23 protein-coding genes, 1 other RNA gene and 1 pseudogene are annotated in these 24,482 nt (G+C 42.3%); 17 read left to right on the top strand and 8 right to left on the bottom strand.

What is annotated here, in order from left to right; all coding sequences use genetic code 11:
• Nucleotides 1-60: 60 nt before the first annotated feature.
• The 3 genes from fsa to ffs form a co-directional block, all read right to left on the bottom strand.
• Nucleotides 61-714 carry a fructose-6-phosphate aldolase gene (fsa, locus tag BLT07_RS08205; protein ID WP_091867620.1) on the bottom strand — a complete coding sequence of 218 codons (654 nt, stop codon included), beginning with the start codon at nt 712-714 and terminating at the stop codon, nt 61-63.
• 84 nt (nt 715-798) lie between these two features.
• Nucleotides 799-1,608, bottom strand: coding sequence for an SDR family oxidoreductase (locus tag BLT07_RS08200; RefSeq protein ID WP_091868225.1), 810 nt, complete (start codon nt 1,606-1,608; stop codon nt 799-801).
• Nucleotides 1,609-1,612: 4 nt separating this feature from the next.
• An RNA gene (gene ffs, locus BLT07_RS08195) (signal recognition particle sRNA small type) lies at nt 1,613-1,711 on the bottom strand.
• Nucleotides 1,712-1,846: 135 nt separating this feature from the next.
• Here ffs and BLT07_RS08190 point away from each other — a divergent pair.
• The 7 genes from BLT07_RS08190 to BLT07_RS08165 all read left to right on the top strand — a co-directional run bounded on the left by BLT07_RS08190 (nt 1,847) and on the right by BLT07_RS08165 (nt 8,707).
• Nucleotides 1,847-2,899, top strand: coding sequence for a glutaminyl-peptide cyclotransferase (locus BLT07_RS08190; RefSeq protein ID WP_091868223.1), 1,053 nt, complete (start codon nt 1,847-1,849; stop codon nt 2,897-2,899).
• A complete protein-coding gene (locus BLT07_RS08185) occupies nt 2,899-3,309 on the top strand; it encodes an acyl-CoA thioesterase (RefSeq protein ID WP_091867618.1) in 411 nt (136 codons plus the stop codon). The genes BLT07_RS08190 and BLT07_RS08185 overlap by 1 nt, the downstream gene beginning before the upstream one ends.
• Before the next feature lie 667 nt (nt 3,310-3,976).
• A complete protein-coding gene (locus BLT07_RS08180) occupies nt 3,977-4,708 on the top strand; it encodes a LytR/AlgR family response regulator transcription factor (protein WP_091868221.1) in 732 nt (243 codons plus the stop codon).
• Between the two features lie 139 nt (nt 4,709-4,847).
• A complete protein-coding gene (locus BLT07_RS20940; protein ID WP_175455287.1) occupies nt 4,848-5,006 on the top strand; it encodes a hypothetical protein in 159 nt (52 codons plus the stop codon).
• A 361-nt stretch (nt 5,007-5,367) separates the two neighbouring features.
• The gene (locus BLT07_RS08175; RefSeq protein ID WP_175455286.1) at nt 5,368-7,188 is read left to right on the top strand and encodes a tetratricopeptide repeat-containing sensor histidine kinase; all 1,821 of its coding nucleotides are present in this window, start codon (nt 5,368-5,370) and stop codon (nt 7,186-7,188) included.
• A gap of 19 nt (nt 7,189-7,207) precedes the next feature.
• Nucleotides 7,208-7,879, top strand: coding sequence for a response regulator (locus BLT07_RS08170; RefSeq protein ID WP_091867614.1), 672 nt, complete (start codon nt 7,208-7,210; stop codon nt 7,877-7,879).
• 174 nt (nt 7,880-8,053) lie between these two features.
• Nucleotides 8,054-8,707: a hypothetical protein gene (locus BLT07_RS08165; RefSeq protein ID WP_091867612.1), complete on the top strand. Its 654-nt coding sequence runs from the start codon at nt 8,054-8,056 to the stop codon at nt 8,705-8,707.
• Nucleotides 8,708-8,839: 132 nt separating this feature from the next.
• Here BLT07_RS08165 and glyA read toward each other — a convergent pair whose 3' ends face one another.
• Nucleotides 8,840-10,114, bottom strand: coding sequence for a serine hydroxymethyltransferase (gene glyA / locus BLT07_RS08160; protein WP_091867611.1), 1,275 nt, complete (start codon nt 10,112-10,114; stop codon nt 8,840-8,842).
• Between the two features lie 104 nt (nt 10,115-10,218).
• Between glyA and BLT07_RS21325 the strand changes: the two are divergent.
• Both BLT07_RS21325 and BLT07_RS08150 read left to right on the top strand, forming a co-directional pair.
• Nucleotides 10,219-10,532 (top strand): annotated as a pseudogene (locus BLT07_RS21325) (fumarylacetoacetase); the annotation flags it as partial.
• 147 nt (nt 10,533-10,679) lie between these two features.
• Entirely contained in the window at nt 10,680-11,867 is a 1,188-nt protein-coding gene (locus BLT07_RS08150) for a hypothetical protein (protein ID WP_091867606.1), read from the top strand.
• A gap of 212 nt (nt 11,868-12,079) precedes the next feature.
• Here the strand turns inward: BLT07_RS08150 and BLT07_RS08145 are convergent, their stop codons facing one another.
• Both BLT07_RS08145 and ytxJ read right to left on the bottom strand, forming a co-directional pair.
• On the bottom strand, nt 12,080-12,484 hold the full coding sequence (locus BLT07_RS08145) for a hypothetical protein (protein ID WP_091867604.1): 405 nt from the start codon (nt 12,482-12,484) through the stop codon (nt 12,080-12,082).
• 65 nt (nt 12,485-12,549) lie between these two features.
• Complete coding sequence (ytxJ, locus tag BLT07_RS08140) at nt 12,550-12,945, bottom strand: bacillithiol system redox-active protein YtxJ (protein WP_091867602.1); 396 nt, start codon at nt 12,943-12,945, stop codon at nt 12,550-12,552.
• Nucleotides 12,946-13,130: 185 nt separating this feature from the next.
• Here ytxJ and clpB point away from each other — a divergent pair, with 185 nt between their 5' ends.
• Nucleotides 13,131-15,731, top strand: coding sequence for an ATP-dependent chaperone ClpB (gene clpB, locus BLT07_RS08135; RefSeq protein ID WP_091867600.1), 2,601 nt, complete (start codon nt 13,131-13,133; stop codon nt 15,729-15,731).
• A 248-nt stretch (nt 15,732-15,979) separates the two neighbouring features.
• Complete coding sequence (locus BLT07_RS08125) at nt 15,980-16,576, top strand: TetR/AcrR family transcriptional regulator (protein WP_091867596.1); 597 nt, start codon at nt 15,980-15,982, stop codon at nt 16,574-16,576.
• Between the two features lie 9 nt (nt 16,577-16,585).
• Here the strand turns inward: BLT07_RS08125 and BLT07_RS08120 are convergent, their stop codons facing one another.
• Nucleotides 16,586-18,124 (bottom strand): PorP/SprF family type IX secretion system membrane protein, encoded by a 1,539-nt coding sequence (locus BLT07_RS08120; protein WP_139205123.1) that lies wholly within the window; start codon nt 18,122-18,124, stop codon nt 16,586-16,588.
• A gap of 100 nt (nt 18,125-18,224) precedes the next feature.
• On the opposite strand from BLT07_RS08120, the gene BLT07_RS08115 reads away from it, so the two are divergent.
• On the top strand, nt 18,225-18,782 hold the full coding sequence (locus tag BLT07_RS08115) for a SixA phosphatase family protein (RefSeq protein WP_091867592.1): 558 nt from the start codon (nt 18,225-18,227) through the stop codon (nt 18,780-18,782).
• 124 nt (nt 18,783-18,906) lie between these two features.
• Nucleotides 18,907-19,371 (top strand): SsrA-binding protein SmpB, encoded by a 465-nt coding sequence (gene smpB, locus BLT07_RS08110; protein ID WP_091868220.1) that lies wholly within the window; start codon nt 18,907-18,909, stop codon nt 19,369-19,371.
• Here smpB and BLT07_RS08105 read toward each other — a convergent pair.
• Entirely contained in the window at nt 19,368-20,009 is a 642-nt protein-coding gene (locus tag BLT07_RS08105) for a protein-L-isoaspartate(D-aspartate) O-methyltransferase (protein ID WP_091867591.1), read from the bottom strand. The two genes, smpB and BLT07_RS08105, sit on opposite strands and share 4 nt — an antisense overlap.
• A 189-nt stretch (nt 20,010-20,198) precedes the next feature.
• Here BLT07_RS08105 and BLT07_RS08100 point away from each other — a divergent pair, with 189 nt between their 5' ends.
• The 4 genes from BLT07_RS08100 to BLT07_RS08085 all read left to right on the top strand — a co-directional run bounded on the left by BLT07_RS08100 (nt 20,199) and on the right by BLT07_RS08085 (nt 24,480).
• Nucleotides 20,199-21,164, top strand: coding sequence for a Gfo/Idh/MocA family oxidoreductase (locus BLT07_RS08100; protein WP_091867589.1), 966 nt, complete (start codon nt 20,199-20,201; stop codon nt 21,162-21,164).
• A gap of 168 nt (nt 21,165-21,332) precedes the next feature.
• A complete protein-coding gene (locus BLT07_RS08095) occupies nt 21,333-22,220 on the top strand; it encodes a 3-hydroxyacyl-CoA dehydrogenase family protein (RefSeq protein ID WP_091867587.1) in 888 nt (295 codons plus the stop codon).
• 153 nt (nt 22,221-22,373) lie between these two features.
• On the top strand, nt 22,374-23,027 hold the full coding sequence (locus BLT07_RS08090) for a YggS family pyridoxal phosphate-dependent enzyme (protein WP_091867585.1): 654 nt from the start codon (nt 22,374-22,376) through the stop codon (nt 23,025-23,027).
• A gap of 85 nt (nt 23,028-23,112) precedes the next feature.
• Entirely contained in the window at nt 23,113-24,480 is a 1,368-nt protein-coding gene (locus BLT07_RS08085; RefSeq protein WP_091867583.1) for an exonuclease domain-containing protein, read from the top strand.
• The last annotated feature ends 2 nt before the right edge of the window (nt 24,481-24,482 follow it).

Genomic DNA, 24,482 nt, shown 5'->3' with positions numbered 1-24,482 from the left:
TTTACCCAAGAACTGGATTAGCGCTAAGCATAAAATATAAAATCCTAAACCAACTATGAATTAATTTCCTTTTTTATAATCCGCCAAGAATTTTTCCAGACCGCTATCGGTCAATGGATGCTTCAGTAATCCTTTGATTGAATCCAGACCACCGGTCATGACATCGGCGCCAATTTTGGCGCAATTGATAATATGCATCGTATGACGTATCGAAGCGGCGAGAATTTGGGTCTCGTAGCCGTAATTATCGTAAATATGACGTATTTCGGCAATAAGGTTCAGACCGTCTGTCGAAATGTCATCAAGCCTACCGATAAATGGGGAAACGTACGTAGCCCCTGCTTTGGCGGCCAATAATGCTTGGCCAGCTGAGAAAACGAGTGTACAGTTGGTGCGGATACCATTATCCGAAAAATACTTCAGGGCCTTCACGCCATCTTCGATCATCGGGACTTTCACCACTATTTGATCATGAAGTTCGGCGAGCTGCTCCCCTTCCTTTATTATTTTATCGAAATCGGTGGCGATTACCTCAGCGGATACGTCTCCGTCCACAATTTCACAGATATCCACATAGTGCTTCAAGATTTTGTCTCTTCCGGTGATACCTTCCTTGGCCATTAAGGAGGGATTGGTTGTTACACCGTCCAAAACTCCAAGTTCTTGGGCCTCACGTATTTCGTCTAAATTCGCCGTGTCTATAAAAAATTTCATTCTTTACTTTTTTTAAAAGGATTAATGTCATTGCAAGGAATTTCCAATTGATAATTCCCTTCATACCATACGTTTCCAGTAAAATTACAATTTATAATGGTTTAGCACGAGTTTCTCGTAGATTTTATCGGGCAAGATCTTTTTTAGGAAGAGCGATAATTTTTGCAACGCATCCCCGACCTTATAATGCACTTTGGGTTTTGCTGTATTAATGATTTCAAGGACTTTTTTGGCCACTAGAATAGGGTCTTCGGCGGTATCGACATCCTTATTTATCATTTTCAAGGTCTTACCATAAGCTGTACTGTAGGGCGATTGACCCTCTATAGGTGCATGGTAGCGGCCCGCGGCAATGTTCGTCGCAAAATCACCAGGAGCCACGGTGGTAATTTGTATCCCAAAATCTTTCACCTCCATACGCAACGCTTCCGAAACTATGTCCACAGCGCCTTTTGTTGCGGAATAGATACCTCTGTAGGGCAATCCCATGCCTCCTGCAATAGAAGTGATATTGATGATGAGGCCCGATTTTTGAAGACGCATCTGTGGAAGAACGGCTTTGGCGAGATGCAGGGGGCCGTTAAAATTGACATCAAAAGCCTTTGTTATTTCTTGATGCGGTGTCTCTTCGATGGGGCCGGTGATCCCTACGCCCGCATTATTGATCAACACATCTATCCTATCTTCCCTATCGAGTATTTGCTGCACGGCCGAGCGGATGCTTGTCGGATCGGTAACCTCAAGCTCTAATAGCTCAAAACTTTTAAAATCGGGGTATTTGGATAAATTTCGTGAAGTACCGTAAACCTTATGTCCCTGAGATTGCAGATAAAGACCGATGGACTTGCCGATACCCGAAGAACCTCCCGTTATGAGAACGACTTTTTGTTGCATAAAAAAACGGCAAGCTACCTACATCGCACCGCTACGACCATATACCCTTGCTGCGTTCCCGCCCTGGGGGATTCTATAGGAGCTGGTCGTGTAGGACTTGCCGACTGCAAATATACGATCTTTTGAAACTTTTGCAATGCTTTTGACTAGATTTTCATTGCTGTATAATTCTTGGCAATTCCCTATTTTTGTCTTTGACAAAAAAGTAAACCGCATATACCTATATATATACACCGAAATGAATTCCTTAAAATCTTTTTCTTGCAGCATACTATTGACCTTTTTCATGGCTTGTGGAGGCGATAACTCCCCTGAATCCCTTTTTGGGATTCAACTGCCGAACAATCAGAAGAGTTTTGCACAGAATGAAAGCATTTCCGTCGGCATTATAAATAAAAAAGAGAAGACCCTTGGTGATGTCACCTATTCCATAGACGGAAAAGAACTTCCAATAAGCGACGGTACCATTTCTTTGGACATACCCCATTTGGGCAATAAAATTTTGAAGGCGAAGGTGAACTACGATGATAGTTTCGCAGAAATTTCAAAAAATATAAAAGTTTTAGCGTCCAAAGCCCCAGAGATATATACGTACGAAATTATCAAGGAGTATCCCCATGACAATAGGGCCTATACCCAGGGACTGGAATTCCATAACGACACGCTTTATGAAAGCACCGGCAAAAAGGGAAGGTCTTCATTGCGCAAAACAGATTTTAAAACGGGAAAAGTATTACAAAAAGTAGACCTTGATGCATCCTATTTTGGCGAGGGCCTGACCATTCTGAACGATAAAATCTATATGCTGACCTGGCAAAGCGGAACCGGATTTGTTTACAACCTCAAGGACCTAAAAAAGATAGATAGTTTTCAATATGGGAAAAGCAAGGAAGGTTGGGGCCTTACCAATGACGGTAAAAGGCTGTTTAAAAGTGATGGTACCGAAAAAATTTGGTTTCTGAATCCCGATACCCTTGTAGAGGAAGATTATATCGAGACGGTCACCAATGCATCGATCAACGATAGCGCCAACGAACTCGAATACGTAGACGGGAAAATATATGCCAACGTCTACCAAAAATCCGGCGTGATGATCATTGATGCCAAAAGCGGAGCCATGGAAGGTGTTGTCAATTTTAAAGGTCTGAGCGACAAAGTAAGTCATCATGCCACTTGGAGCGATACCGATAACGTGTTGAACGGTATTGCGTATCATCCTGAAAGAAAAACATTTTTTGTAACGGGAAAAGATTGGGACAAGCTCTTCGAGGTCAAAATCCAGAAAAAATAATGAGCGGAGCCTATCAGAAGACTATAATTGTGCAAGAGGATGACCTCGACGAGCTCAACCATGTAAACAACGTACGCTACGTACAATGGATCCAAGATATTTCAAAGGAGCATTGGATAACTATCGCCCCGGAACCCATGCGGGAAGGGGTCATCTGGGTGGTCATGCACCACGATATTACCTATAAAAATTCTGCACAGCTAGGCGATGTGATTCACGTACGCACTTTCATTGAAAAAAGCCATGGCGCTACCTCCGTTCGAGTTGTAGAAATGCACGATAAGGAGACCGATAAACTTCTAGTGCGATCAAGTACCGAATGGTGTCTGCTCAATGAAAAATCCCTTAGGCCTATTCGGATTTCTGAAGCGATCAAAAAGATTTTCGGGAAGTCAAGTTTGTCGGATTGAAGATTTGAGGTCAAAAAAATTAACGTTCGATCACTACTTGCTTGCTGTTCAAGGTTGACGGAAAATGGTTGACGAAAATTGGTTGACGGAAAATGCTATTGTGATTAAAACTTTTAAAAGCTCTTAAACTAAAAGTTTTTAGTTTATAAGTTCATGGTATGGTTACAGAAAATTTTGGTGCACTCACATCTTCAGCAATGTCCGTCTACGCCCTCACGCTTTTGAACTACCAAATTAATCCCTTTTCAACATACAATTTGTCGTTCTTTTATAGGACTCATTTAGAGGTATTGTTTGGAACTGGGAATATCGGCATTTGAGGTCATATAAAGTCATTTTTTAACAATATTCCAGGGCTACTATTTTCAAAAATGTGGAAATAGGGACTCAAAATTCGAAATTCGTAGGTTAAATTAAACGTCTAAAGAAGTTCATATCCTTCTTTTTAAGCTTATCCTTATTTAGTCAATTCCATCCCTTTTTCACTTCTGCCAAAAAAAACATTCTTAATAGCATCCTTTCATCGAAAAACCGTATAAACATGCAAGTTTTTTCCTTCAAATACGTTCATTGTCAATAAATTATAATAAAAACCCCAAATATTGTGGGGAATAACTTGGTTGGCATGTATCTTACTATCACTAATTTGCACTCAAATTATAGTGCTTTGGAATATACTTATACCATACTGGATTCCGATGCGACCTCCAATCTGCAGCTGCAGCACTATCTGGGGGAGTACGGCGATTTCACCTGTGCCGCTTTGGCTAAGGATAGTACGGAAGGTATCAATTCCATATTAAAATTTTCTCCCGATGTCGTATTCATCAACCTGAACGAAAATGCCCAGGAATATTTTCAAATGGTAATGGAACTGCATCAATACGTAAGCAACCTACCCGTTATTATAGGTATTTCTAAAAGCAAGAATTACGCTTACGATGCCATTAAAAATGGATTCTTCGATTATTGGTTGATGCCCTATAACGAATTCGATATTCGGAAATCGTTGTTGCGACTCAAGAAACAGGTGCCTGCAAAAGCCGAGCCGGATACCCTCTGCTTGAAATCGTACAGTGATTTTCAATATATCAACACGAATGACATTCTCTACTTACAGGCCGATAATAATGCGACGGAATTCGTAATGAAAGACGGAACTATAAACAATGCGTTTAAAACCTTAAAGAGCTTCGAGAACCAATTGCCCAAAAATTTCGTACGTATACACCAAAGCTATATCGTGAATACCGATTATATCTCGCGTATTAGTTATGGCAAATCCATTTGCACCTTAAAGCATAATAAGATGCAATTACCCTTCTCAAAATCATACCGTTCGAATATCGACGGATTGAAGACCATACTCTCGAAAAACACGATTTCTTCCCTCAATTAGAATAATTCTAACAGAACCGATCTACTTACTCACAGAATAGGTACGTTCACTCACATTTGATTTTCCTACTGCCCATTCCGTGGATTTGGTATTACTTTAGCAGTATTAAAAAATAATAACCCCCTAAAACTAGTTTATTATGAAAAAAGTAGTAAGTATTTTCGCAGTATTGGTAATGAGTGTTGGACTTTTCTCTTCTTGTGAGTCTGAAACAAGTGTAAAAGATAACGACGCGCTATATGACGTGCAGGTTCAGGCTACTGACAGAGCATATAATGAAGGGACAGAGAGAGAATAGAATCATTAAATATACATTTTCAGCTAAATTGGCCTTAAATTTACTTTAAGGCCTTTTTTTTAATTTTATAGCCCATTCAATGATTTCGTCAAACTCCACATATTCGAATTTCATTAAATCTTTATGCTTTTGTTTGTTGTTTCTATGTTCCTGTACTTCTGATCGGGGGAATGCCGATGTAAAAACTAATAGCTCCGAAATGGATTCCTTGTTTATCATGATAAATCAAGGAAAAAATGCTGAATTATCATTTGAAGCAAGAAAAAACAAGCTTGGCCGAGCTCTCACAAAAGCCTCTAGTATCAGTAACGATTCAGCGAAAACAAAGATTTTTGCACTTTTATCGCTAGCATATAAAAAATTGAACGACTCTTTAAACTTTAGATTAACCAATCATGAAACCCTTAAATTAGCGGGCAAGGTCGGGGACAGCGTAAGTCTCGCAGAGGCAAACTGGGACCTAGCTGATTTTTACAAAAGAGAAACCTTGGCAGATAGCGCCTACTATCATTATTTGGCAGCCCAAAAAATATATAGCGCTCTCGGAAAAACAAATGAATCCAGTACCATGTTTAATAATATGGCCATAGCCCAATCGAGTGTAAAAGACCACACGGGTAGTGAAATCAACACAATAAATGCTATAGAGTTATTGAAACCCTTGAACAATTATCAACAGTTGTTCAATTCTTACACTAATTTGGGGGCGATATCGGTAGAATTAAAAGAGTATGACCGGGCTATTGATTATTACAATATTGCTTTGGACTATCAGAATAAGTTAGCGGGTGACCACACGTTGGAATCGGCAACGATGAGCAATATTGGCTACGTATACCTGGATAAAGGGGATTATGTAAAAGCAATTTCCTATTTTAAAACCGTTTTAGGTGAACACGGGCTACGCCACAGAAATCCCAAACTTTATGCTTTGACCCTTAACAATTTCGCATTCAGTAAGTTTAAATCGGGGGAAAACAAAAATGTTGAATCCGAGTTTCTTGAAGCCCTCAAGGTTCGAGATAGTTTACAGGATGTTACAGGCCTATCCCTCACTCATCACGATCTGGCAGAATACTATCTCAGTCAAAGTGATACCACGCTCGCAACAAATCAAGCAAAAAAAGCATTGGGATATGCGGAGATAGCCGATAATAATGAGCGTATTTTAAAAACTTTACAATTATTAAGCAAAATAGATTCAAAAAACTCTTCTACCTACAATCAGCGATACATCACCCTAAGTGATAGCCTACAGGAAGAAGAACGCCAAATTCGCAATAAATTTGCACGTATCCGTTTCGAGACCGACGAATATATTGCCGAAAACGAAATACTGGAGAGCGAGACACAGTTGTGGGCCGGTATCGCTTTTGCCGTTTTTCTTCTCGGCGCTTCGGCAATCGTAATCTACGACCAACGATCAAAAAACCAAAAGCTACGCTTTCAACAGGAACAACAAGCCGCAAACCAAGAAATATTCAACCTGATGCTCGGCCAAAAGCAAAAAGAGGAAGAAGGTAAGAAATCAGAACAAAAACGAATTTCCGAAGAACTCCACGATGGTGTATTGGGGAGTATGATGGGCGCCCGAATGGTGCTTACGGGCTTAAACAAAAAAAATGACAGCGAAGCCGAAATACAACGGATGAAGGCCATCGATGTCTTACAGAATGTAGAAAAGGAAGTACGCGAAATTTCCCATGCGCTTAGCCATGCCGCCTATGAAAAAATGCATAATTTTATCCTCTCGCTCCAAGACTTATTGAAAACGGTGGGCAATACAGCGAATATACATTGTAGTTTGGTTTACGATAAGGAATGGGAATGGGATTCGCTAAACGGTGAAATTAAAATAAACACGTACCGCATGGTACAGGAAAGCTTACAAAATTCCGTAAAACATGCGCAATGCAAAAACGTTACCGTTACCTTTGTAAACAAAGAAAATACGTTATTGGTAACGATTGCGGATGACGGTAAAGGTTTTCGCAAGACGAGTAGAAAAAGGGGAATCGGTATGCGCAATATCGCATCTCGTATAGAAAAATTAAACGGAGAATATCATATCGAAAGTTCGCCCGGCAACGGCACTACGGTAACCTTAGAGATTCCCGTGTCTTATTCAGATCATCCCGTTCACCAAACTACTAAAGGCTTGCAGCCTTTTGAAGAAACGTAAAACAAATATGAAGTAGACTATGAGCGACCTAGTACGCATACTTGCCGTCGACGACCATGAAATGATCGTTCTCGGTTATAAATACACCCTAGAGGCCAGTACGTTTGAAAATTTTGAGGTGGTTGTGCATACCGCGCCCGGCTATGTGGCGGGCAAGGCTGAAATCGAAAGTTCTGCAAAGCGATTGCCCTATGATATTATTCTGTTGGATATTCAAATGTTTCCAGAAGATGCCAAGGAAGAACGCGGCGGGGAAAATTTGGGACTTCTGGCAAAGAAAATTTCCCCCACTTCCAAGGTCGTTTTTGTATCCTCCTTCAGCGATAGTTACCGCATCAACAATATTCTGAAAAATGTAAATCCGGACGGTTACATGGTGAAATCGGAGGTCGATCAGAAAACACTGCAAACCATGGTGAAAACGGTTCTTGACAATCCGCCCTATTATACAGCTGCCGCTTTACAGGCTATCCGTAGAAAAATGGCCAACGAGGACCAAATCGACGAGCGGGACAAGAAAATATTATATCAACTCTCCATAGGTACCAAAACCAAGGATATTTCAACACTGGTTGCGGCGGCCAGCACTACCGTAGAAAACCGTAAACGACAACTAAAAATAATGCTCGGTGTGGAAAATGGCAACGATTTTGCATTAATCGATGAAGCGAAAAAACGTGGATTTATCTAATTCCTTATTTTGTATGAGTTTCTTTAATATATATAATCTACTGATTTAAAGCTAACTACCATAAAATTAGGTCTAAACTAAGAAAAACCCCAATTTTTCCGTGGTTTTTCTTTGCGCAGTTAGTCGAAAGGCAATTTACTTTTGTTTGTCAATTGAACCTCTCTAAACACAGCTATGCCACTCTATTACGACAGTTTCAAAAATAACCCGCCCGAAGGTTTCAACGGTGACTTAAATATCGGGGGCCTTGAAACTTTTAAAAAAAGTCTGGAAAAGCACTTTTTTTCGAAAGTTGCCGTTCGCAACTGCTCTTCGTTGAAAAATTCGGTGCAACTGGCCATAGAGCTAGATTGTAACCTAAGTCTTGTAGAAATGCTTTTTCATTTTAATAAAGGCACTTGGGGTAATCTTCGGCAGGGTAAATCTTCATTTGCCAAACTTTTGCGTCAACTGATCAAAGAAAATCATGTACACGTCGATGTGGAGGAAATAACCCTTTTCTTTAAAGATTCTACAATCGTCATTAACAAGATATACGATAACAGCATCGCAGAACAACTTGAGAATATTTTCAAACAGGTCGGCAAGCATTACGTTCATCTGAGCAAAGGATTGACCGAAACGCCTTACGAAATCTATATCCCTGTTTTTGAGGAATGTACGTATGCCAACGATACCTTAATACAAGACATCGAAGCTGGAAATCATAGAAAAAAGGATTATTTTAAGTATTGGGGATTATATTGCGATTCCGAAGAGGATGCCGTTATTTATGATTTGATAAATTCAAAAATTGAATATGGTGACCTTTTTATGCTTAACCACTAATTTGAAAATTCAATTCCAAGTACCAAATTCAAATATAAAGAGACTGGAATATCTTTTGACAACAGTATCAATTAAAAAACCTGCCTGACGAATCAAGCAGGTTTTTTTAATCTATAACTGGCATCAACCCTTTCAGAAATTGAACAATTCCCTTCCCTTCATTAAAGTGTTTACTTTTTGTTTAACCCTTTTAATGACATCCTCATCCTCGGAATGCATTAAAACTTCGTCAACCAAATCGACAATGCGTACCATATCGTCTTCCTTTAGACCTCTTGTGGTAATGGCCGCCGTCCCAAAACGTATACCCGAAGTAACAAATGGAGATTTATCGTCAAAAGGCACCATATTTTTATTCGCAGTAATATCGGCCTTGACCAATACTTTTTCTGCATCCTTACCAGTGATGTCCTTATTTCTAAGATCGATCAGCATCATATGATTATCCGTTCCACCGGAAATGATTTGATAGTCTTTAGCAACAAAAGCGGCCGCCATGGCAGCGGCGTTTTTCTTTACCTGAAGCATATAGTGCAAAAAGTTATCTGTCAAGGCTTCCCCGAAAGCGATGGCTTTTCCAGCGATAACATGCTCCAAAGGTCCGCCCTGATTACCTGGAAATACGGCCATATCCATAAGATTGGACATTTTTTTGAGCTTTCCGTTCTTCAATTTTTGACCGAACGGGTTGTCGAAATCCTTACCCATTAAAATGAGTCCACCCCTAGGTCCGCGAAGAGTTTTGTGCGTGGTAGTGGTTACGACATGGCAATGGGGAATCGGGTCGTTTAGAATTCCCTTGGCGATCAATCCCGCTGGATGGGCGATATCGGCTAATAACAGGGCATCTACACTGTCCGCTATTTCTCGGAACCTCTTGAAGTCCATATCCCGCGAATAAGCGGATGCTCCGGCAATAATCATTTTGGGTTTCTCTTTTAGGGCAATTTCCTGAATTTTATCGTAATCCAATCTACCGGTTTCCTTATCCACACCATAAAAAACCGGCTTGTACAAGCGTCCCGAAAAATTGACAGGAGATCCGTGGGTGAGATGTCCGCCATGCGAAAGGTCGAAACCCAAAATCGTATCTCCAGGTTGTAGGCAAGCATGATACACCGAAGCGTTGGCCTGTGATCCGGAGTGGGGCTGCACATTGGCATATTCGGCACCGAAAAGTTCCTTCGCACGGTCTATGGCTAATTGCTCGACCTTATCGACCACCTCGCAACCGCCATAATAGCGCTTCCCCGGGTAGCCTTCGGCATATTTGTTCGTCAAGACCGATCCCGCCGCTTCCATTACTTGGGGACTGGTAAAATTTTCGGAAGCGATAAGCTCGATTCCATTGATCTGGCGTTCCTTTTCTTCGGCTATAAGTTCAAAAACTCGGGTGTCGCGTAGCATAAATAAAATTTCCGTTAAGTGAGGTGCAAAAATACAAATTGCCCCTTGCAAATTCCCATAAAACAATATTTATGATACGGAAATTATAAATTAACAATTCCATGATGCCCGAAAATGCAAACGATCCGAATAGAAGAACATGACTTCCCTTACTTGAAAACTCCGAATTTCCGATACAGAATATTCCGTTCGGGGTGTTTTTAACACGCGACGCTATCCTAAGCATCGGCCTACGAATAGGCGAAAACACCATCGATTTGGGTGCCTTATAGCAGTTGAGCTACTTTAAGGACTGACCCTGAGCGACGACTTTTTTTGACGGGATACCCTAAACGATTTTGTTTCCGATGGACGTAAAGCTAGGCGCTTGGTCCTTAACCGCATCAATGCCATTTTCGATGCTGGAAACGAAGAATTGGACCAGACCCTTCTACCCAGAAACAAATAGTGACCCAAGATATGCTCTTTGACGATTTTATAAGATATTTCAACTTTTAGCGTTAGTATAGAAGGCTATTTTGGCACAGCTATTGAAAATACGTCCCTAATAGCAAAATCCTACATTATGAAGAAATCATTATTTTACGGGGCCGTGATGGCCATTGTAGTGGCCTGCGGCGGCGTAAAAAAGACCCAGAAGGCCCTAAATTTGGGCGACTATGGTCAAGCAATCAACACTTCTATCGAAAATCTGGCCAAGAACAAATCCAAAAAAAGTAATCAAGACTACGTACTGATGCTGGAAGAAGCCTTTCAAAAGAACACGGAACGTGAACTGAAAGAGATTGCCTTTCTACTAGAGGATGAAAATCCCGCGCATTATGAGACCATCTACCGCAGTTATGTAAACCTCCGCGATATTCAGGAAAGGATACGCCCTTTGCTGCCTTTGCCAATATACGATGAGAAAAGAAACGCTCGATTCAAGTTCAATGATTATCAAGATGACCTACTAGATAGCAAGGACGAGCTTTCGGACCATCTCTATGATAAGGCATCGAACCTGTTGAAAAATGCCACAAGTAAGCAAGATTATAGAAAAGCCTATGACGACTTGGTGTATTTGGAAGAAATCGACCCCGGTTTCGATGACACAAAAACAAAAATGGAAGAAGCCTTCGCCAAAGGACAGGATTACGTGCAGGTGCACATGGTCAATAACACCGACCAGATCGTTCCCGCAAAATTACAGGAAGAGCTTTTAAACTTTAACACCTACGGGCTCGATGGGCAGTGGACCCAGTTTCATGCCAATCCCCTACCGAACATCCGGTATGACTACACCATGGAACTTGCCCTGAGAGAAATTAACATATCACCTGAACAGGTCAACGAGAAGGAGATCATCAAGGAAAGACAGGTCAAGGACGGACAAAGCTACGCACTAGACCGCGAAGGCAATGTGGTCAAGGATAGTCTGGGCAACAAAATAAAAATCGATAAGTTCAAGACCGTACAATGTAATTTTTATCAGTTTACACAATTTAAGTCCGCTCGGGTTGCCGGGGTGGTAAACTTTACCGATTTGACCACACAGCAGGCATTGGACTCCTACCCCCTATCCAGCGAGTTCATTTTCGAACATGTTTATGCCAACTACGATGGCGACAAACGAGCTTTGGACAACGACTTGGTAAAATTATTGGGCCTGGCCTCCGTGCCCTTCCCCAGTAACGAACAGATGGTGTACGATGCCGGAGAGGACCTAAAATCGCGATTAAAATCCATTTTGGTCAGGCAGCGTTTTAATTAATCTTATTTCAGACTTCAAAGATTTTTTCGAATCGATTGAATTGAAGGTTTTAGGGCTATGCTATGCACCTCTCGGCCATTGCCTACCAGCTAAAAACATATCTGGAATTCGGCTAAAAGCATTCGAAAATCGGGGCAAAGTACTCTTGCCTTTTCGGCATCGGTATTCTCGGAATTATAGGCTTTTAGAACTCAAGGTTCTTAGCTGTAGTTTTACCTTGTGAATTCAGCTGTAAATCCATCATTCGCATTCTCGGTGAGAATCAAATTATTATCCATTGAAAGAATAATCATTCTATAATCATTATCTACAAAAAGGATTTGAGTCTCACCACTTGGTTCCAAATTAAAATTGTAATATCCGCTATGCAGCACGAAAGCATTGTCATTACCAATGTTATTTTGTACGGACAAAGTACTATCGGCCTGATTAAAAATCCATTTAATGTCTCGTTTGGAATAGTTGATGTTGACAGATCCAAATCCTCCATGCACATTTACTAAATTCCAAGTCCCATTAATGGTTTTTTCTTGAGGCAAATCATTGTCATCATCTTCGCAACTTGCCATAAGTGCGAAACCTAGGACGACAAGTAAAGTCCATACTGCTATTTTCATATACTTACTTTGAACATAGATGCAAAATTCTCTAATGGTTGCTTCAAATTACTTAAAATCACCAGTTAAACATAAGCATCTAAATCGATTTCCGTAATCCCGCCATGCGACCCATGGGCGACTATTTGACCGTTCTTGATGACCAGAAGCTGTGGGGACTGGTGCATAATCTGGAATTTTTGGGCAATTTCATTGGATATTTCGCGATGGCGGTGTAAGTCCAAAAAGTATATATCAAGCCTGCCCTCTTGCAGCATGGGATTTTTCTCAAACAGGTTCAGCACCATCCGGCTAACGCCACATGTCGTCGAGTGCTTAAAAATAACTTGAGGACGGGAAGCGGATTTTTGTTCAATTTCCTCCAATTGCTCCAAAGACGTCAGCGAAATCCAGGGCAACTTTTCCTCATTTTTTTTTCCGTTACTGTTTTTACTTCCAAAAATACTATCGAAAAGACTCATTGTGTAATTTTAGATGTTGATATAATTTAGCACTGCTATAGTACAGTGAGTAAACTAGGATTAAAACTGACAAAATGTCCCGTTCTCATTGACTCTAGGCGCCATTTTGTCTGTTTTACCTATTGGTAGGGTTGTTGCCTACTACTTTTCAAAAATAAACATTATCCTAACTAAACGTATACCTTATGAACCCCAATAATTACACCATAAAATCACAGGAGGCCTTACAGCAAGCCCAGCAGCTTGCGCAAAGTTTGGGCCACCAGCAAATCGAGAACGAACATCTGTTCAAGGCCATTTGGGAAGTGGACGAAAATGTACTTCCGTTCATACTTAAAAAGCTGAATATTAATGTGAACCTGTTGCAGCAAATATTGGATAAAGAGTTACAAAGTTTCCCAAAAGTTTCCGGCGGCGATATTATGCTTTCCCGAGAGGCCGGTAAAACGGTGAACGAGGCAAGCATCATCGCCAAAAAGATGGAGGACGAATATATTTCTATCGAACATTTGCTGTTGGCCATCCTCAAATCAAAAAGTAAAATCGCACATATTCTGAAAGATCAAGGCGCCACTGAGAAAGACCTCAAAACAGCCATTTCAGAACTTCGAGGAGGTGGGAAGGTAACCTCTCAAAGTGCCGAAGAAACTTATAATTCCTTGGAAAAATATGCGCAAAACCTCAACCGTTTGGCGGATACCGGAAAGTTGGATCCGGTAATCGGGCGTGACGAGGAAATCCGCCGTATTCTCCAAATATTATCCCGTAGAACTAAAAACAACCCGATGTTGGTAGGGGAGCCGGGGACCGGTAAGACCGCCATAGCTGAGGGCTTGGCACACCGTATCGTTCAAGGTGATGTACCTGAAAACCTAAAGGACAAAATCATTTATTCGTTGGATATGGGTGCATTGATTGCCGGTGCCAAGTACAAGGGGGAATTTGAGGAACGGCTAAAGTCCGTCATTAAGGAGGTGACTTCTTCCGATGGCAATATCGTGCTCTTTATCGACGAGATCCACACCCTTGTGGGTGCCGGCGGCGGACAGGGGGCCATGGATGCGGCCAACATATTAAAGCCCGCTTTGGCAAGAGGTGATTTGCGCGCTATCGGAGCCACTACTTTGGACGAGTATCAAAAGTATTTTGAAAAGGACAAAGCCTTGGAACGCCGTTTTCAAAAAGTGATCGTACTGGAACCGGATACCGAAAGTGCGATATCCATACTTCGGGGTATCAAGGAAAAGTACGAGGCACATCATAAAGTCCGTATTAAAGACGAGGCGGTCATAGCAGCCGTAGAACTTTCGCAGCGCTACATCACCAACCGATTTTTACCGGACAAGGCTATCGACCTGATGGACGAAGCCGCCTCAAAACTACGGATGGAAATCAACTCCAAGCCCGAGGAACTGGACGTACTCGATCGCAAGATTATGCAATTGGAAATCGAAATCGAAGCCATCAAACGGGAGGATGATAAAGCCAAATTGAAGTCCCTCAACGTTGATCTTGCGAATCTTAAGGAAGACCGCAACGAAATCTTTGCCAAATGGGAGAGCGAGAAATCGGTGGTGGACAACATCCAAAAAACAAAACAGGATATCGAGGAGTTCAAGCAAGAAGCCGAACGTGCGGAACGTAATGGAGACTATGGAAAAGTTGCCGAACTCCGCTATGGAAAAATCAAGGAAGCCCAGGAAACCCTTGAAATACTACAAAAAGAACTGCAGGAACAACAGGAAGGCGAAACGCTGATCAAGGAAGAGGTCACCAATGAGGATATTGCCGAAGTTGTCGCCAAATGGACGGGGATACCGGTGACCAAAATGTTGCAAAGCGAGCGTGAAAAACTTCTGAAACTAGAAGACGTGCTGCGCAATCGCGTGGTCGGACAAGAAGAGGCCATTGAAGCCGTATCCGATGCCATCCGCAGAAGTCGCGCGGGATTGCAGGATGCCAAACGGCCTATTGGATCCTTTCTATTTTTGGGAACTACCGGAGTTGGTAAGACCGAGCTGGCAAAAACATTGGCCGCTTATTTATTCGACGACGAGAACGCCTTGACCCGTATTGATATGAGCGAATACCAAGAGCGGCATTCCGTCAGTAGACTGGTAGGCGCACCTCCGGGATACGTCGGCTATGATGAAGGTGGACAATTGACCGAAGCCGTTCGCCGCCGCCCCTACTCCGTCGTATTGTTAGACGAGATCGAAAAGGCGCATCCAGACACCTTTAATGTATTGTTACAGGTACTGGACGAAGGAAGATTGACGGATAACAAAGGTCGGGTAGCGGATTTCAAGAATACCATCATCATCATGACCAGTAATATGGGCAGCCATATCATTCAAGAAAAATTCGAAAATAGCAAAGATATTTTCAGTGCCACTGAAGCGGCTCGGGTAGAGGTACTAGATTTACTGCGCAAAACTATCCGTCCCGAATTCCTGAACCGTATCGATGACATTATTATGTTCACACCTTTAAGCAAAAAAGACATCACCAAAATCGTCAAGCTTCAACTAGATCAGTTGAAGAAAATGATTGCCAAGCAGCACATCACTATAGATGCGACCGAAGAGGCCATTGCTTACTTGGCAAAGAAAGGTTACGATCCCCAATATGGAGCACGCCCGATTAAGCGTGTCATTCAAAAAGAAGTGCTGAACAATCTGTCGAAAGAGCTGTTAAGCGGAGGTATTTCTGCGGAAAGCATCGTTCTGATCGACTCCTTTGATGATGGCTTGGTCTTCCGAAATCAGGATGAACTCGTGGAGTAGATTATAAGATTCTAGATGTGGGATTTTAGCATTGGAAGTTTATAAAACGGTGTTAACTTAACGTATATCGCTTTGCGCCTTCAGGGGTGTTAAAGCGATATGCGTTTTTTATTTCATCTTGACAACCTAAATTCTTTGTAAACTTGTGTTTGCGTTTGACATTTGAATCTGGGTTAATGCTTAATTTTTTTTTAAAATAATACCATACAGTATATAGATTTTTTATCTTCGTAAAAAACACGACCATCATGGCTACCAAAGCGGAAAAAACCACTGCGTACATTATAGAGACTGTTGCGCCCATGTTCAACAAGCAAGGGTATATCGGAACGAGCATGAGCGACCTGACCGAAGCAACGGGACTCACCAAGGGTGCCATCTACGGGAATTTCGAGAACAAAGAAGCCTTGGCCCTATCGGCTTACCAGTACAACAGCAAACTTCTGTTGGCGAAACTCGATAGAATCTTGGAAACTGAAGGCGGGGCGTTGAACAAAATTTTCGCCTTGACCGACTTCTATAAAAACTATGATACCTTCACACAAGATATGGGGGGATGCCCCATTTTGAATACCGGGGTCGACGCACAGGGCAACAACCGACTGCTTGCCGCCGCTAACCGGGAGGCAATAAAGGAAATTGAGGGTAAAATCGCCTTGGTACTTGAATATGGCGTTAACAACAATGAATTAAAACTTCCAGTAACACCATTACAGTTCGCGAAACAACTGTTTACTATCATTCAGGGTGCCGTGGCCATGTCTACCATGACCCGCGACCGAAAGTACCTTATCAACTCGATAACGTATTTGGATGTATTGATCAAAAGAGAGCTTAAGAAATAACCCCCTTTCTTACTCGCTGACCACCCTAAAAATCCATGTTTTTCCGGTATATTTTCCTCCAAAACCAGTATCCCTTGCCTTTCTCGCCTCCTGTATGGTGTCATAGCGCTGCAGATAGACATACTGATAGCCATTTTTACTTCTTAAGAAGAATTTAGGCTGAATGCCTTTCCTTTTCAGGTCAACCAAAAAGGCGTCGAAATATTTTTGGGTACCGAATACGTTGGCGATCAAATAGAAACCGGGTTCCAGTCCGTCTTCGGTGTGAACTTCCTCATATTTTTCACCTGCCTCAGGTTCGATCGCGGATTCCCTTTCCGCAATTTCCGCTTTCTTGGCTGCTTCTATGGCAGCTGCACGAGTTTGGGCAAGGGAGTCGATTTTACGCTGTTGTTCTTTCTGCAAAGCTGCCGCCTCGGCCTGTTTGATCTTGAAGGAGTCCATTTTATGGGCTTGCTCCATTTTTTCAGCTTCGGCCCGAGCTTGTTCCGCTTCCTTCTTTTCTTGCTCCAACTGCTCATCCGCAATGACAGCTTCATCTGTGATATCCTTCCCTGCTTTTTCCTCTTTCTGTTTTTCCTCTATTTCTTCAAGCGGATTTTTCCCGTCCTCATCAATATCATCACCCACCATTTTATGGCGCTCATCGGGCGAACCTAAGAAATAAGAGGCCATCAGTTCAAATGAGGTTTCCTTTTGTAGCGATGCCCCCGTACCTATTTCCATTAACGCACCTACGGTCATACGCTTAAAGAAGGTATAGCCGCCACCTAGGGTATATCCGTAGAAATTATTATATCCCACCTGTCCATAATATTCATCCGTGTTCAAAAGCGTGTAGAAACCGACTTGGTTCGATTGTCCGGGTATGGTTCTGAGGTACATCGAAGGCCTCAAAAAAGCATTAGTGGCAGCCCCTAGGGAAACGGGGAAATCGTAGGACACTAGCGACATAAAAATCTTATCTGATTTAGGCGTATTACCTTCCTTAGCCGTAAAATTGTAGTCCAGCAAATTTTCGGAGGCCAAACTTAAGGTCAGCCGCTCGACCTCCAAGCTTACGCCAGGAGCCATTTGTAGGATAAAATCATTGGTCTCAGGAGCGAGCGGTAGCGGTAGGTTGGGATCAACCTGAAACCGGTCATCGGCCAATTTTTGTACGAAACCGAAAAGATTCGCGCCCACGGACAGTTTTACCCTTGAGTTCAATTCGAAGGTATAGGCGTAGTTCAGCGCAGCCCCGGTATTAAAAAAAATACCTGTATTATGCTGAAAAAATCCGGCACCCGCAGCCGATCGATGGTTTAGAGATCTTGTGTAGTTCAGAAATAAAGTTGACGGATCCGCGTCGATACCCTGCCACTGCCACCGCGACCAAAAGGCTACGGATTCCGGGTTGTTTCGCCCTACTGAAAAAGCGGGATTGAACAAACTGGCATTATAAGTGGTCAGATTATGCTGACGTAAATCGGCAGGAAGACGCTCTTGTTGACCATAAATGGTCGTAAAAAGCAAAACAACAAGTAAGGTAAGGATGGGTCGGTTCATTAGGATACAAAAAAACAAAAACAAGTAGTCTTACATACTTTTTTTGTCTAAATTTAGTTAACATTTATGCAAGAGTTTTCAACCAAACCCATCGCTTATTATGCAACGCTACATATTCTATATTATTATCGTTCAACTGCTAATATTCTCGACAAGTTGTAAGGATGACCCTAAAATTAGGGAGGATTTTAATACGGAAAGCGTAATCTCGACCTTCTATCTTATCCGCCATGCCGAAAAAGATCGATCCGACCCGGAAGACCTAGATCCGGAACTCAATCAAAAAGGACTGGGCAGGGCGATGCATTGGGCCGAAATCTTGAGTGATATTCCCTTAGACGCCATTTATACTACTGATTTTGAACGCACTGCCATGACCGCCGCACCGACCTCGGTTAAAAACGATATCACCGTTCAATATTATGAGCCCGAGACCATGAACATCGAACAGTTCAAGGCAGATAATCTGGGTAAAAAAGTGCTTGTCGTCGGGCACAGCAACACAACTCCCGACCTTGTCAATAAACTAATCGGGGAAGATGCCTATATGGCTATGGATGATAGCGACAATGGCAGTCTTTTTATTGTACAAGTGGTAAACGAAAATGCTACTTCACAACGTTTACATTTCGATTGCAACTGCCCGAAAGAGAGATAGGTACTTTTACGAAAATCGCTAAAATTCTTTATCCCGGTAAAATGTTGTGCTTAATTTTCACGATGCGTACAGGTAATTCTTAGGATTACTCATCGAATTGCAATACAAGCCTTATTTTTGCATGATGGTCAAGAAGAATATCAACATAAAAAACAAGAAGGCAAAATTCGAATATGAGCTGCTGGATACCTATGTGGCCGGTATCGTTTTGGCCGGTACGGAAATAAAATCCATACGTGAGGGCAAGGCTTCCATAACACAAAGTTTTGGGGAGTTCAATGATAAAGGCGAACTGTTCGTCATTAATATGCAGGTGGACGAATATTCGCATGCGTCGCATTTTAACCATAGGCCCAAAGCGGAACGCAAATTATTGCTGCAACGCCGTGAGCTTAAAAAGTTGAGGAAGGATGTGACCACATCAGGGCTTACCATCGTGCCGCTAAATCTTTTTATCAACGACCGCGGTTTGGCGAAAGTCCGTATTGCGCTTGCCAAGGGCAAAAAACTATACGACAAAAGGGATACGATAAAGGATAGGGATAGCAAGCGGAATCTTGCGCGGGTCAAGAAGAGTTTTAATACCTAATTTTTATCTGCCAACAGCGGTACGAACCGAAAAGAACCGAACTCCTTTTTCTCGAATTCCTTGTCCGATTTTCTGATGTATAACGTCATTATCTGGTCGTTAGTGCCTATGGGAATGACCAATCGGCCGCCCACTTTCAACTGCGACATCAAGGCCCTGGGCACTTCCGGTGCGCCAGCGGTAACAACAATGCCATCGAAAGGTGCTTCTTCGGGCAGGCCTTTATACCCATCTCCAAAAATCTTCTTTTTGGGGCGATAGCCTAATTTGGAAAAAAAGATTTTTGTTTTTTTAAACAGTTCCAGTTGCCGCTCGATAGTATAAACCTTGGCTTTCAACTGTAGAAGGACGGCGGTTTGATAGCCGCTTCCGGTACCGATTTCCAAAATTTTTTGGCCAGGTTTCACTTCTAACAATTGGGTCTGAAAAGCGACTGTGTACGGTTGGGATATGGTCTGGTCGGCGGCAATCGGAAAAGCTTTGTCTTGATAGGCGTGCCCCTCGAAACTACTGTCCATAAACAAGTGCCGGGGAATGGTGCGGATGGCGTCGAGCGTATTTTGGTCGGAAATACCCTTTTTAATTAGGATATCGGCCAATTTGTTGCGCATTCCGCGATGTTTGAGAGTATCCTTCAAGGGTCTGGTTTTGGTGGTACGAAGTTAGTCCGTAAAACTCCAATTCCCAAATGTATCACAATATGACTTTCGTCGTATTCAATAAATTGACCTTGAAGCACTAACTCTCAATGAATAAACCAATAAACTTATATACCCATAAACTTCCTTTCTGACAAACTATCCTTATTTTTGGACAAACGAAAATTTATGCTCAAAGTTGGAGTAATGGGAGCGGGCCATTTGGGAAAAATTCACCTGCGCTTGCTCGATACCTCAAAAAAATATGAACTGATAGGGTTCTATGATTCCGATGTGGAAAACGCATCGACCATCGCAAAAGAGTTTGGCTATACTTTCTATGATGATATGGAAAAATTGATTGATGCCGTCGACGTGATCGATATCGTCACCCCTACCCTATCCCATTTTGATTGTGCCAAAAGGGCCATGGAAAAAGGAAGGCATGTTTTTATAGAAAAACCGATTACAACTACCTATGAAGAGGCCACACAACTACTCGAACTTGAGCGGAAGTATGACGTAAAGGGACAGGTTGGGCATGTAGAACGCTTCAATCCCGCTTTTTCAGCGGTTAAACATCAAATCCACCAACCCATGTTCATCGAGGCCCATAGGTTGGCGGAGTTTAATCCACGTGGTACCGATGTTCCCGTCGTGCTCGATCTGATGATCCATGATATCGATGCCATTTTAAGCGTTGTCGATTCCGAGGTCAAGCAGATCAATGCCAGTGGCGTTTCCGTAATCAGCAATTCTCCTGATATCGCCAATGCGCGTATCGAGTTCGAAAATGGATGTGTAGCGAATCTGACAGCGAGTCGTATTTCTTTAAAGAACATGCGCAAATCCCGTTTTTTTCAAAAGGATGCCTACATCTCGGTAGATTTTCTGGAAAAAAAAGTGGAAGTTGTCAAAATGAAGGATGCCCCGGAAAAAGAAGGAGATTTTGATATGATACTCCAGAATGCGGAAGGGGTCAAAAAACAGATTTATTTCGAAAATCCCGAAGTTCACGTTAACAACGCTATTCTCGACGAGCTTGAAACCTTCGCAGATGCCATTGAAAAGAATACTATTCCCGTGGTAACCTTAACCCAAGGCACACTGGCGTTGAAAGTAGCCCTCGAAGTTATCGAGGCTTTTAAGAATTGATTTTTGGTGCTCGGTGCTACTAAATTAAGCGTTTTGATATTTTGATATTAAGGAATAATATTCCTTCCGAAGTTTATCCAAAGTATTTCGACTTTAGTTTATACTGAGCGCATTCGAAGTAATCATTACAAACTACTTAGGATAGGACAGGAAATTACAAAATAGACTATGAAACATATAGCGGTAATTGGAGCAGGTACCATGGGCAACGGAATTTCCCATGTCTTCGCACAAACTGGATACAGCGTTAATCTTATCGATATTTCGCAGAACGCTTTGGACAAAGGTATCTCGACCATATCGAAGAATCTGGACCGGATGATCGCCAAAGAAAAAATTGACGAAACCGTGAAATCTGCTACCTTGGGCAAAATAGCTACGTACACCTTACTCGCCGAGGGTATTGCGGATACCGATTTGGTCATCGAGGCAGCATCGGAAAATTTGGAGGTGAAACTTAAGATTTTTGGGGAGCTGGATGGTTTATGCGCCAAAAACACCATTCTGGCCACGAACACCTCGTCCATATCCATCACAAAAATTGCTGCGGCGACTCAACGACCGGACAAGGTAATAGGTATGCATTTTATGAATCCTGTGCCCATCATGCAACTCGTAGAGATTATCCGTGGTTATAGAACTTCCGACAAAACGACCCAGACTATCATGAAAGTTTCCCAGAAATTGGGAAAGACCCCAACGGAGGTCAACGATTATCCCGGTTTTGTTGCCAATCGGATTTTAATGCCCATGATCAACGAGGCTATTGAAACCCTGTATCACGGCGTAGCGGGAGTATCTGAAATCGATACCATTATGAAATTGGGTATGGCGCATCCAATGGGTCCCCTACAATTGGCGGATTATATAGGATTGGACGTATGTCTATCTATCTTAAACGTCATGTACGACGGACTCAAAAATCCCAAGTACGCCCCCTGTCCCCTGCTCGTCAACATGGTAAACGCAGGGAAATTGGGCGTCAAGTCCGGAGAGGGATTTTATGATTATTCCGAGTCGAAAAAAGCGGAGAAGGTTAGCGGTAGGCACTTGTAATACGAATTTAAAGTTGGGCAGTGTCGTTTGTTAGTCAATGTTAAGTCCGCTCAGTGCTAATAATCAAGCAGTCAACAGCTAAAAGCCAGTGGTTGATAGCCCGTGCAAATTCAATCATCATTTTATCCTTAAAATTCTAATTCAAACAGTCATATGTCCATAAAAGAAAATCTCGAAAAGATAAAAGGTTCGATTCCCGAACAGGTGACTCTAGTCGCCGTATCCAAAACAAAACCGGTGAGCGATTTACAGGAAGCCTATGAGGCCGGACAACGTATTCTAGGCGAAAACAAAGTGCAGGAAATGGTGGACAAATGGGAAAGTTTGCCAAAGGACATCCAATGGCACATGATCGGGCACGTACAGCGCAACAAAGTGAAATACATGATCGACTTCGTAGCCCTCATTCACGGTGTAGATAGTTTTCGATTGTTAAAGGAAATCAATAAAAGGGCTAAAAAAGCGGATAGAACCGTCGATTGCCTCCTTCAGATTCATATTGCGGAAGAAGATACCAAGTTTGGTTTGGATAAGAAGGAGCTGCAAGAAATTGTGGCTTCCGAAGAATTCCAAAAATTGGAGAATATCAATATTAAAGGCCTGATGGGCATGGCCACACTTACCGATGACGAAAACCAAGTGCGTCGGGAATTCAGACAATTAAAATCCCATTTTGTAGAATTGAAAACCAGGCTTCCCGAAATAGATATCCTTTCCATGGGTATGAGCGGTGACTATAAAATCGCCATCGAAGAAGGCAGCACCATGGTACGCATAGGAAGTAGTATCTTTGGAGCTAGAAAATAAGCAAAAAAGACATGCAATGTATTCCACGGCAAATAGGGGTACTTTGTAAGTCTAACGAAGAATCTTGAAAAAACATTAAAATTAAATGTACGCCATACTCGATATAGAGACGACGGGAGGAAAATACAACGAAGAAGGCATCACCGAAATCGCCATTCATAAGTTCGATGGCCATCAAGTGGTGGACCAATTTATCAGTCTAGTGAATCCCGAAAAGGAAATCCAGCCTTTTGTGGTCAAACTTACCGGTATCAACAACAAAATGCTGCGCACCGCTCCCAAATTCCATGAAGTGGCCAAGCGTATCGTCGAGATAACGCAAGATGCGGTACTGGTAGCCCACAATGCCCAATTCGATTACAGAATTTTGCGGACGGAATTCCGTAGGTTGGGCTATAATTTCGAACGAAAGACGTTGTGTACGGTTGACCTTTCGAAACAACTGATTCCCGAAGCGGAATCGCACAGTCTGGGAAAATTGGTGCGCTCCCTCGGTATTGCGGTGAGTGACCGTCACCGGGCCAACGGCGATGCGTTGGCCACCCTAAAACTATTTAAAGTATTACTTACAAAAGATTCTGATAAAACCATTATTAAGAATGTAATACGAAAAGAGACGCATGGGGAGCTGTCCGATCGACAATTGGATATCGTGGAGTCGATACCCTCGGAGGTCGGGGTCTATTACATGCACGACAAAGAGGGTGAGATCATATTCTTGGGAAAGAGCAGCGACATGAAAAAGCGGGTAAACCAACATTTCACCAAAAGCGGCAGTAAGGGAAGGCAACTACAGAAAGCGACCAAAAAGGTGACTTACGAAAAAACCGGTAGCGAACTTGTGGCCCTTTTGAAGGAAAACGAAGAACTGGTCCGCAACCGACCAAAATTCAATCAAAAATCCCCCCTACAAAACTTTTCTCATGGGGTATGTACGCACACCGATGAAAATGGCTACCAGATATTAAAGGCCAAAAATCTTAAGGATAAAAACGGCAGTTTCGCTACCTTCAATAGTATGATGGCCGCCGAGAACTTTATCCGTAAACTGACCAAGGAATTCCGATTGTGCGATAAACTGAATGGTATCTCCGCGGCCAAAAAGAATTGTTCCAATTACGATTCCGGTGAGTGTGACGGTGCCTGCATTAGAAAGGAAAGTATTGAACATTACAATCAAAAAGTTTCCGAAGCCGTCAGCAAGTATTCGCTCTGTGATAAAAATATGGTTATTGTCGACAAAGGACGTGATATTGGTGAACACAGTGCCATATTAATCAAAAACGGTCATTTTAAGGGTTTAGGCTATTACGACTTGAACCATCAAATCAACAACATCCATATTTTAGAATCCATTATCGTTCCAATGACCGGAAACGATGCTTCCGAACATATTATTGAAACCTACCTTAGAAAAAGAAAGGTTTCTAAAATTTTGCACCTAAGCACCTAAGT

The sequence above is a fragment of the Pricia antarctica genome (assembly GCF_900101815.1).
In the GTDB taxonomy this organism is placed as follows: Bacteria; Bacteroidota; Bacteroidia; order Flavobacteriales; family Flavobacteriaceae; genus Pricia; species Pricia antarctica.
This window is presented reverse-complemented; position numbering and strand designations above follow the sequence as displayed.

Bases quoted from the DNA above. Each gene is read 5' to 3' on its own strand.
- BLT07_RS08125 (WP_091867596.1), top strand. From the start codon at position 15,980: ATGGCTACCAAAGCGGAAAAAACCACTGCGTACATTATAGAGACTGTT.
- BLT07_RS08145 (WP_091867604.1), bottom strand. From the start codon at position 12,484: ATGAAAATAGCAGTATGGACTTTACTTGTCGTCCTAGGTTTCGCACTT.
- BLT07_RS08090 (WP_091867585.1), top strand. From the start codon at position 22,374: ATGTCCATAAAAGAAAATCTCGAAAAGATAAAAGGTTCGATTCCCGAA.
- BLT07_RS08165 (WP_091867612.1), top strand. From the start codon at position 8,054: ATGCCACTCTATTACGACAGTTTCAAAAATAACCCGCCCGAAGGTTTC.
- ytxJ (WP_091867602.1), bottom strand. From the start codon at position 12,945: ATGAGTCTTTTCGATAGTATTTTTGGAAGTAAAAACAGTAACGGAAAA.
- BLT07_RS08095 (WP_091867587.1), top strand. From the start codon at position 21,333: ATGAAACATATAGCGGTAATTGGAGCAGGTACCATGGGCAACGGAATT.
- BLT07_RS08170 (WP_091867614.1), top strand. From the start codon at position 7,208: ATGAGCGACCTAGTACGCATACTTGCCGTCGACGACCATGAAATGATC.
- BLT07_RS08100 (WP_091867589.1), top strand. From the start codon at position 20,199: ATGCTCAAAGTTGGAGTAATGGGAGCGGGCCATTTGGGAAAAATTCAC.
- BLT07_RS08085 (WP_091867583.1), top strand. From the start codon at position 23,113: ATGTACGCCATACTCGATATAGAGACGACGGGAGGAAAATACAACGAA.
- BLT07_RS08120 (WP_139205123.1), bottom strand. From the start codon at position 18,124: ATGAACCGACCCATCCTTACCTTACTTGTTGTTTTGCTTTTTACGACC.
- BLT07_RS08150 (WP_091867606.1), top strand. From the start codon at position 10,680: ATGAAGAAATCATTATTTTACGGGGCCGTGATGGCCATTGTAGTGGCC.
- smpB (WP_091868220.1), top strand. From the start codon at position 18,907: ATGGTCAAGAAGAATATCAACATAAAAAACAAGAAGGCAAAATTCGAA.
- fsa (WP_091867620.1), bottom strand. From the start codon at position 714: ATGAAATTTTTTATAGACACGGCGAATTTAGACGAAATACGTGAGGCC.
- BLT07_RS08115 (WP_091867592.1), top strand. From the start codon at position 18,225: ATGCAACGCTACATATTCTATATTATTATCGTTCAACTGCTAATATTC.
- BLT07_RS08185 (WP_091867618.1), top strand. From the start codon at position 2,899: ATGAGCGGAGCCTATCAGAAGACTATAATTGTGCAAGAGGATGACCTC.
- BLT07_RS08190 (WP_091868223.1), top strand. From the start codon at position 1,847: ATGAATTCCTTAAAATCTTTTTCTTGCAGCATACTATTGACCTTTTTC.
- BLT07_RS20940 (WP_175455287.1), top strand. From the start codon at position 4,848: ATGAAAAAAGTAGTAAGTATTTTCGCAGTATTGGTAATGAGTGTTGGA.
- BLT07_RS08200 (WP_091868225.1), bottom strand. From the start codon at position 1,608: ATGCAACAAAAAGTCGTTCTCATAACGGGAGGTTCTTCGGGTATCGGC.
- glyA (WP_091867611.1), bottom strand. From the start codon at position 10,114: ATGCTACGCGACACCCGAGTTTTTGAACTTATAGCCGAAGAAAAGGAA.
- clpB (WP_091867600.1), top strand. From the start codon at position 13,131: ATGAACCCCAATAATTACACCATAAAATCACAGGAGGCCTTACAGCAA.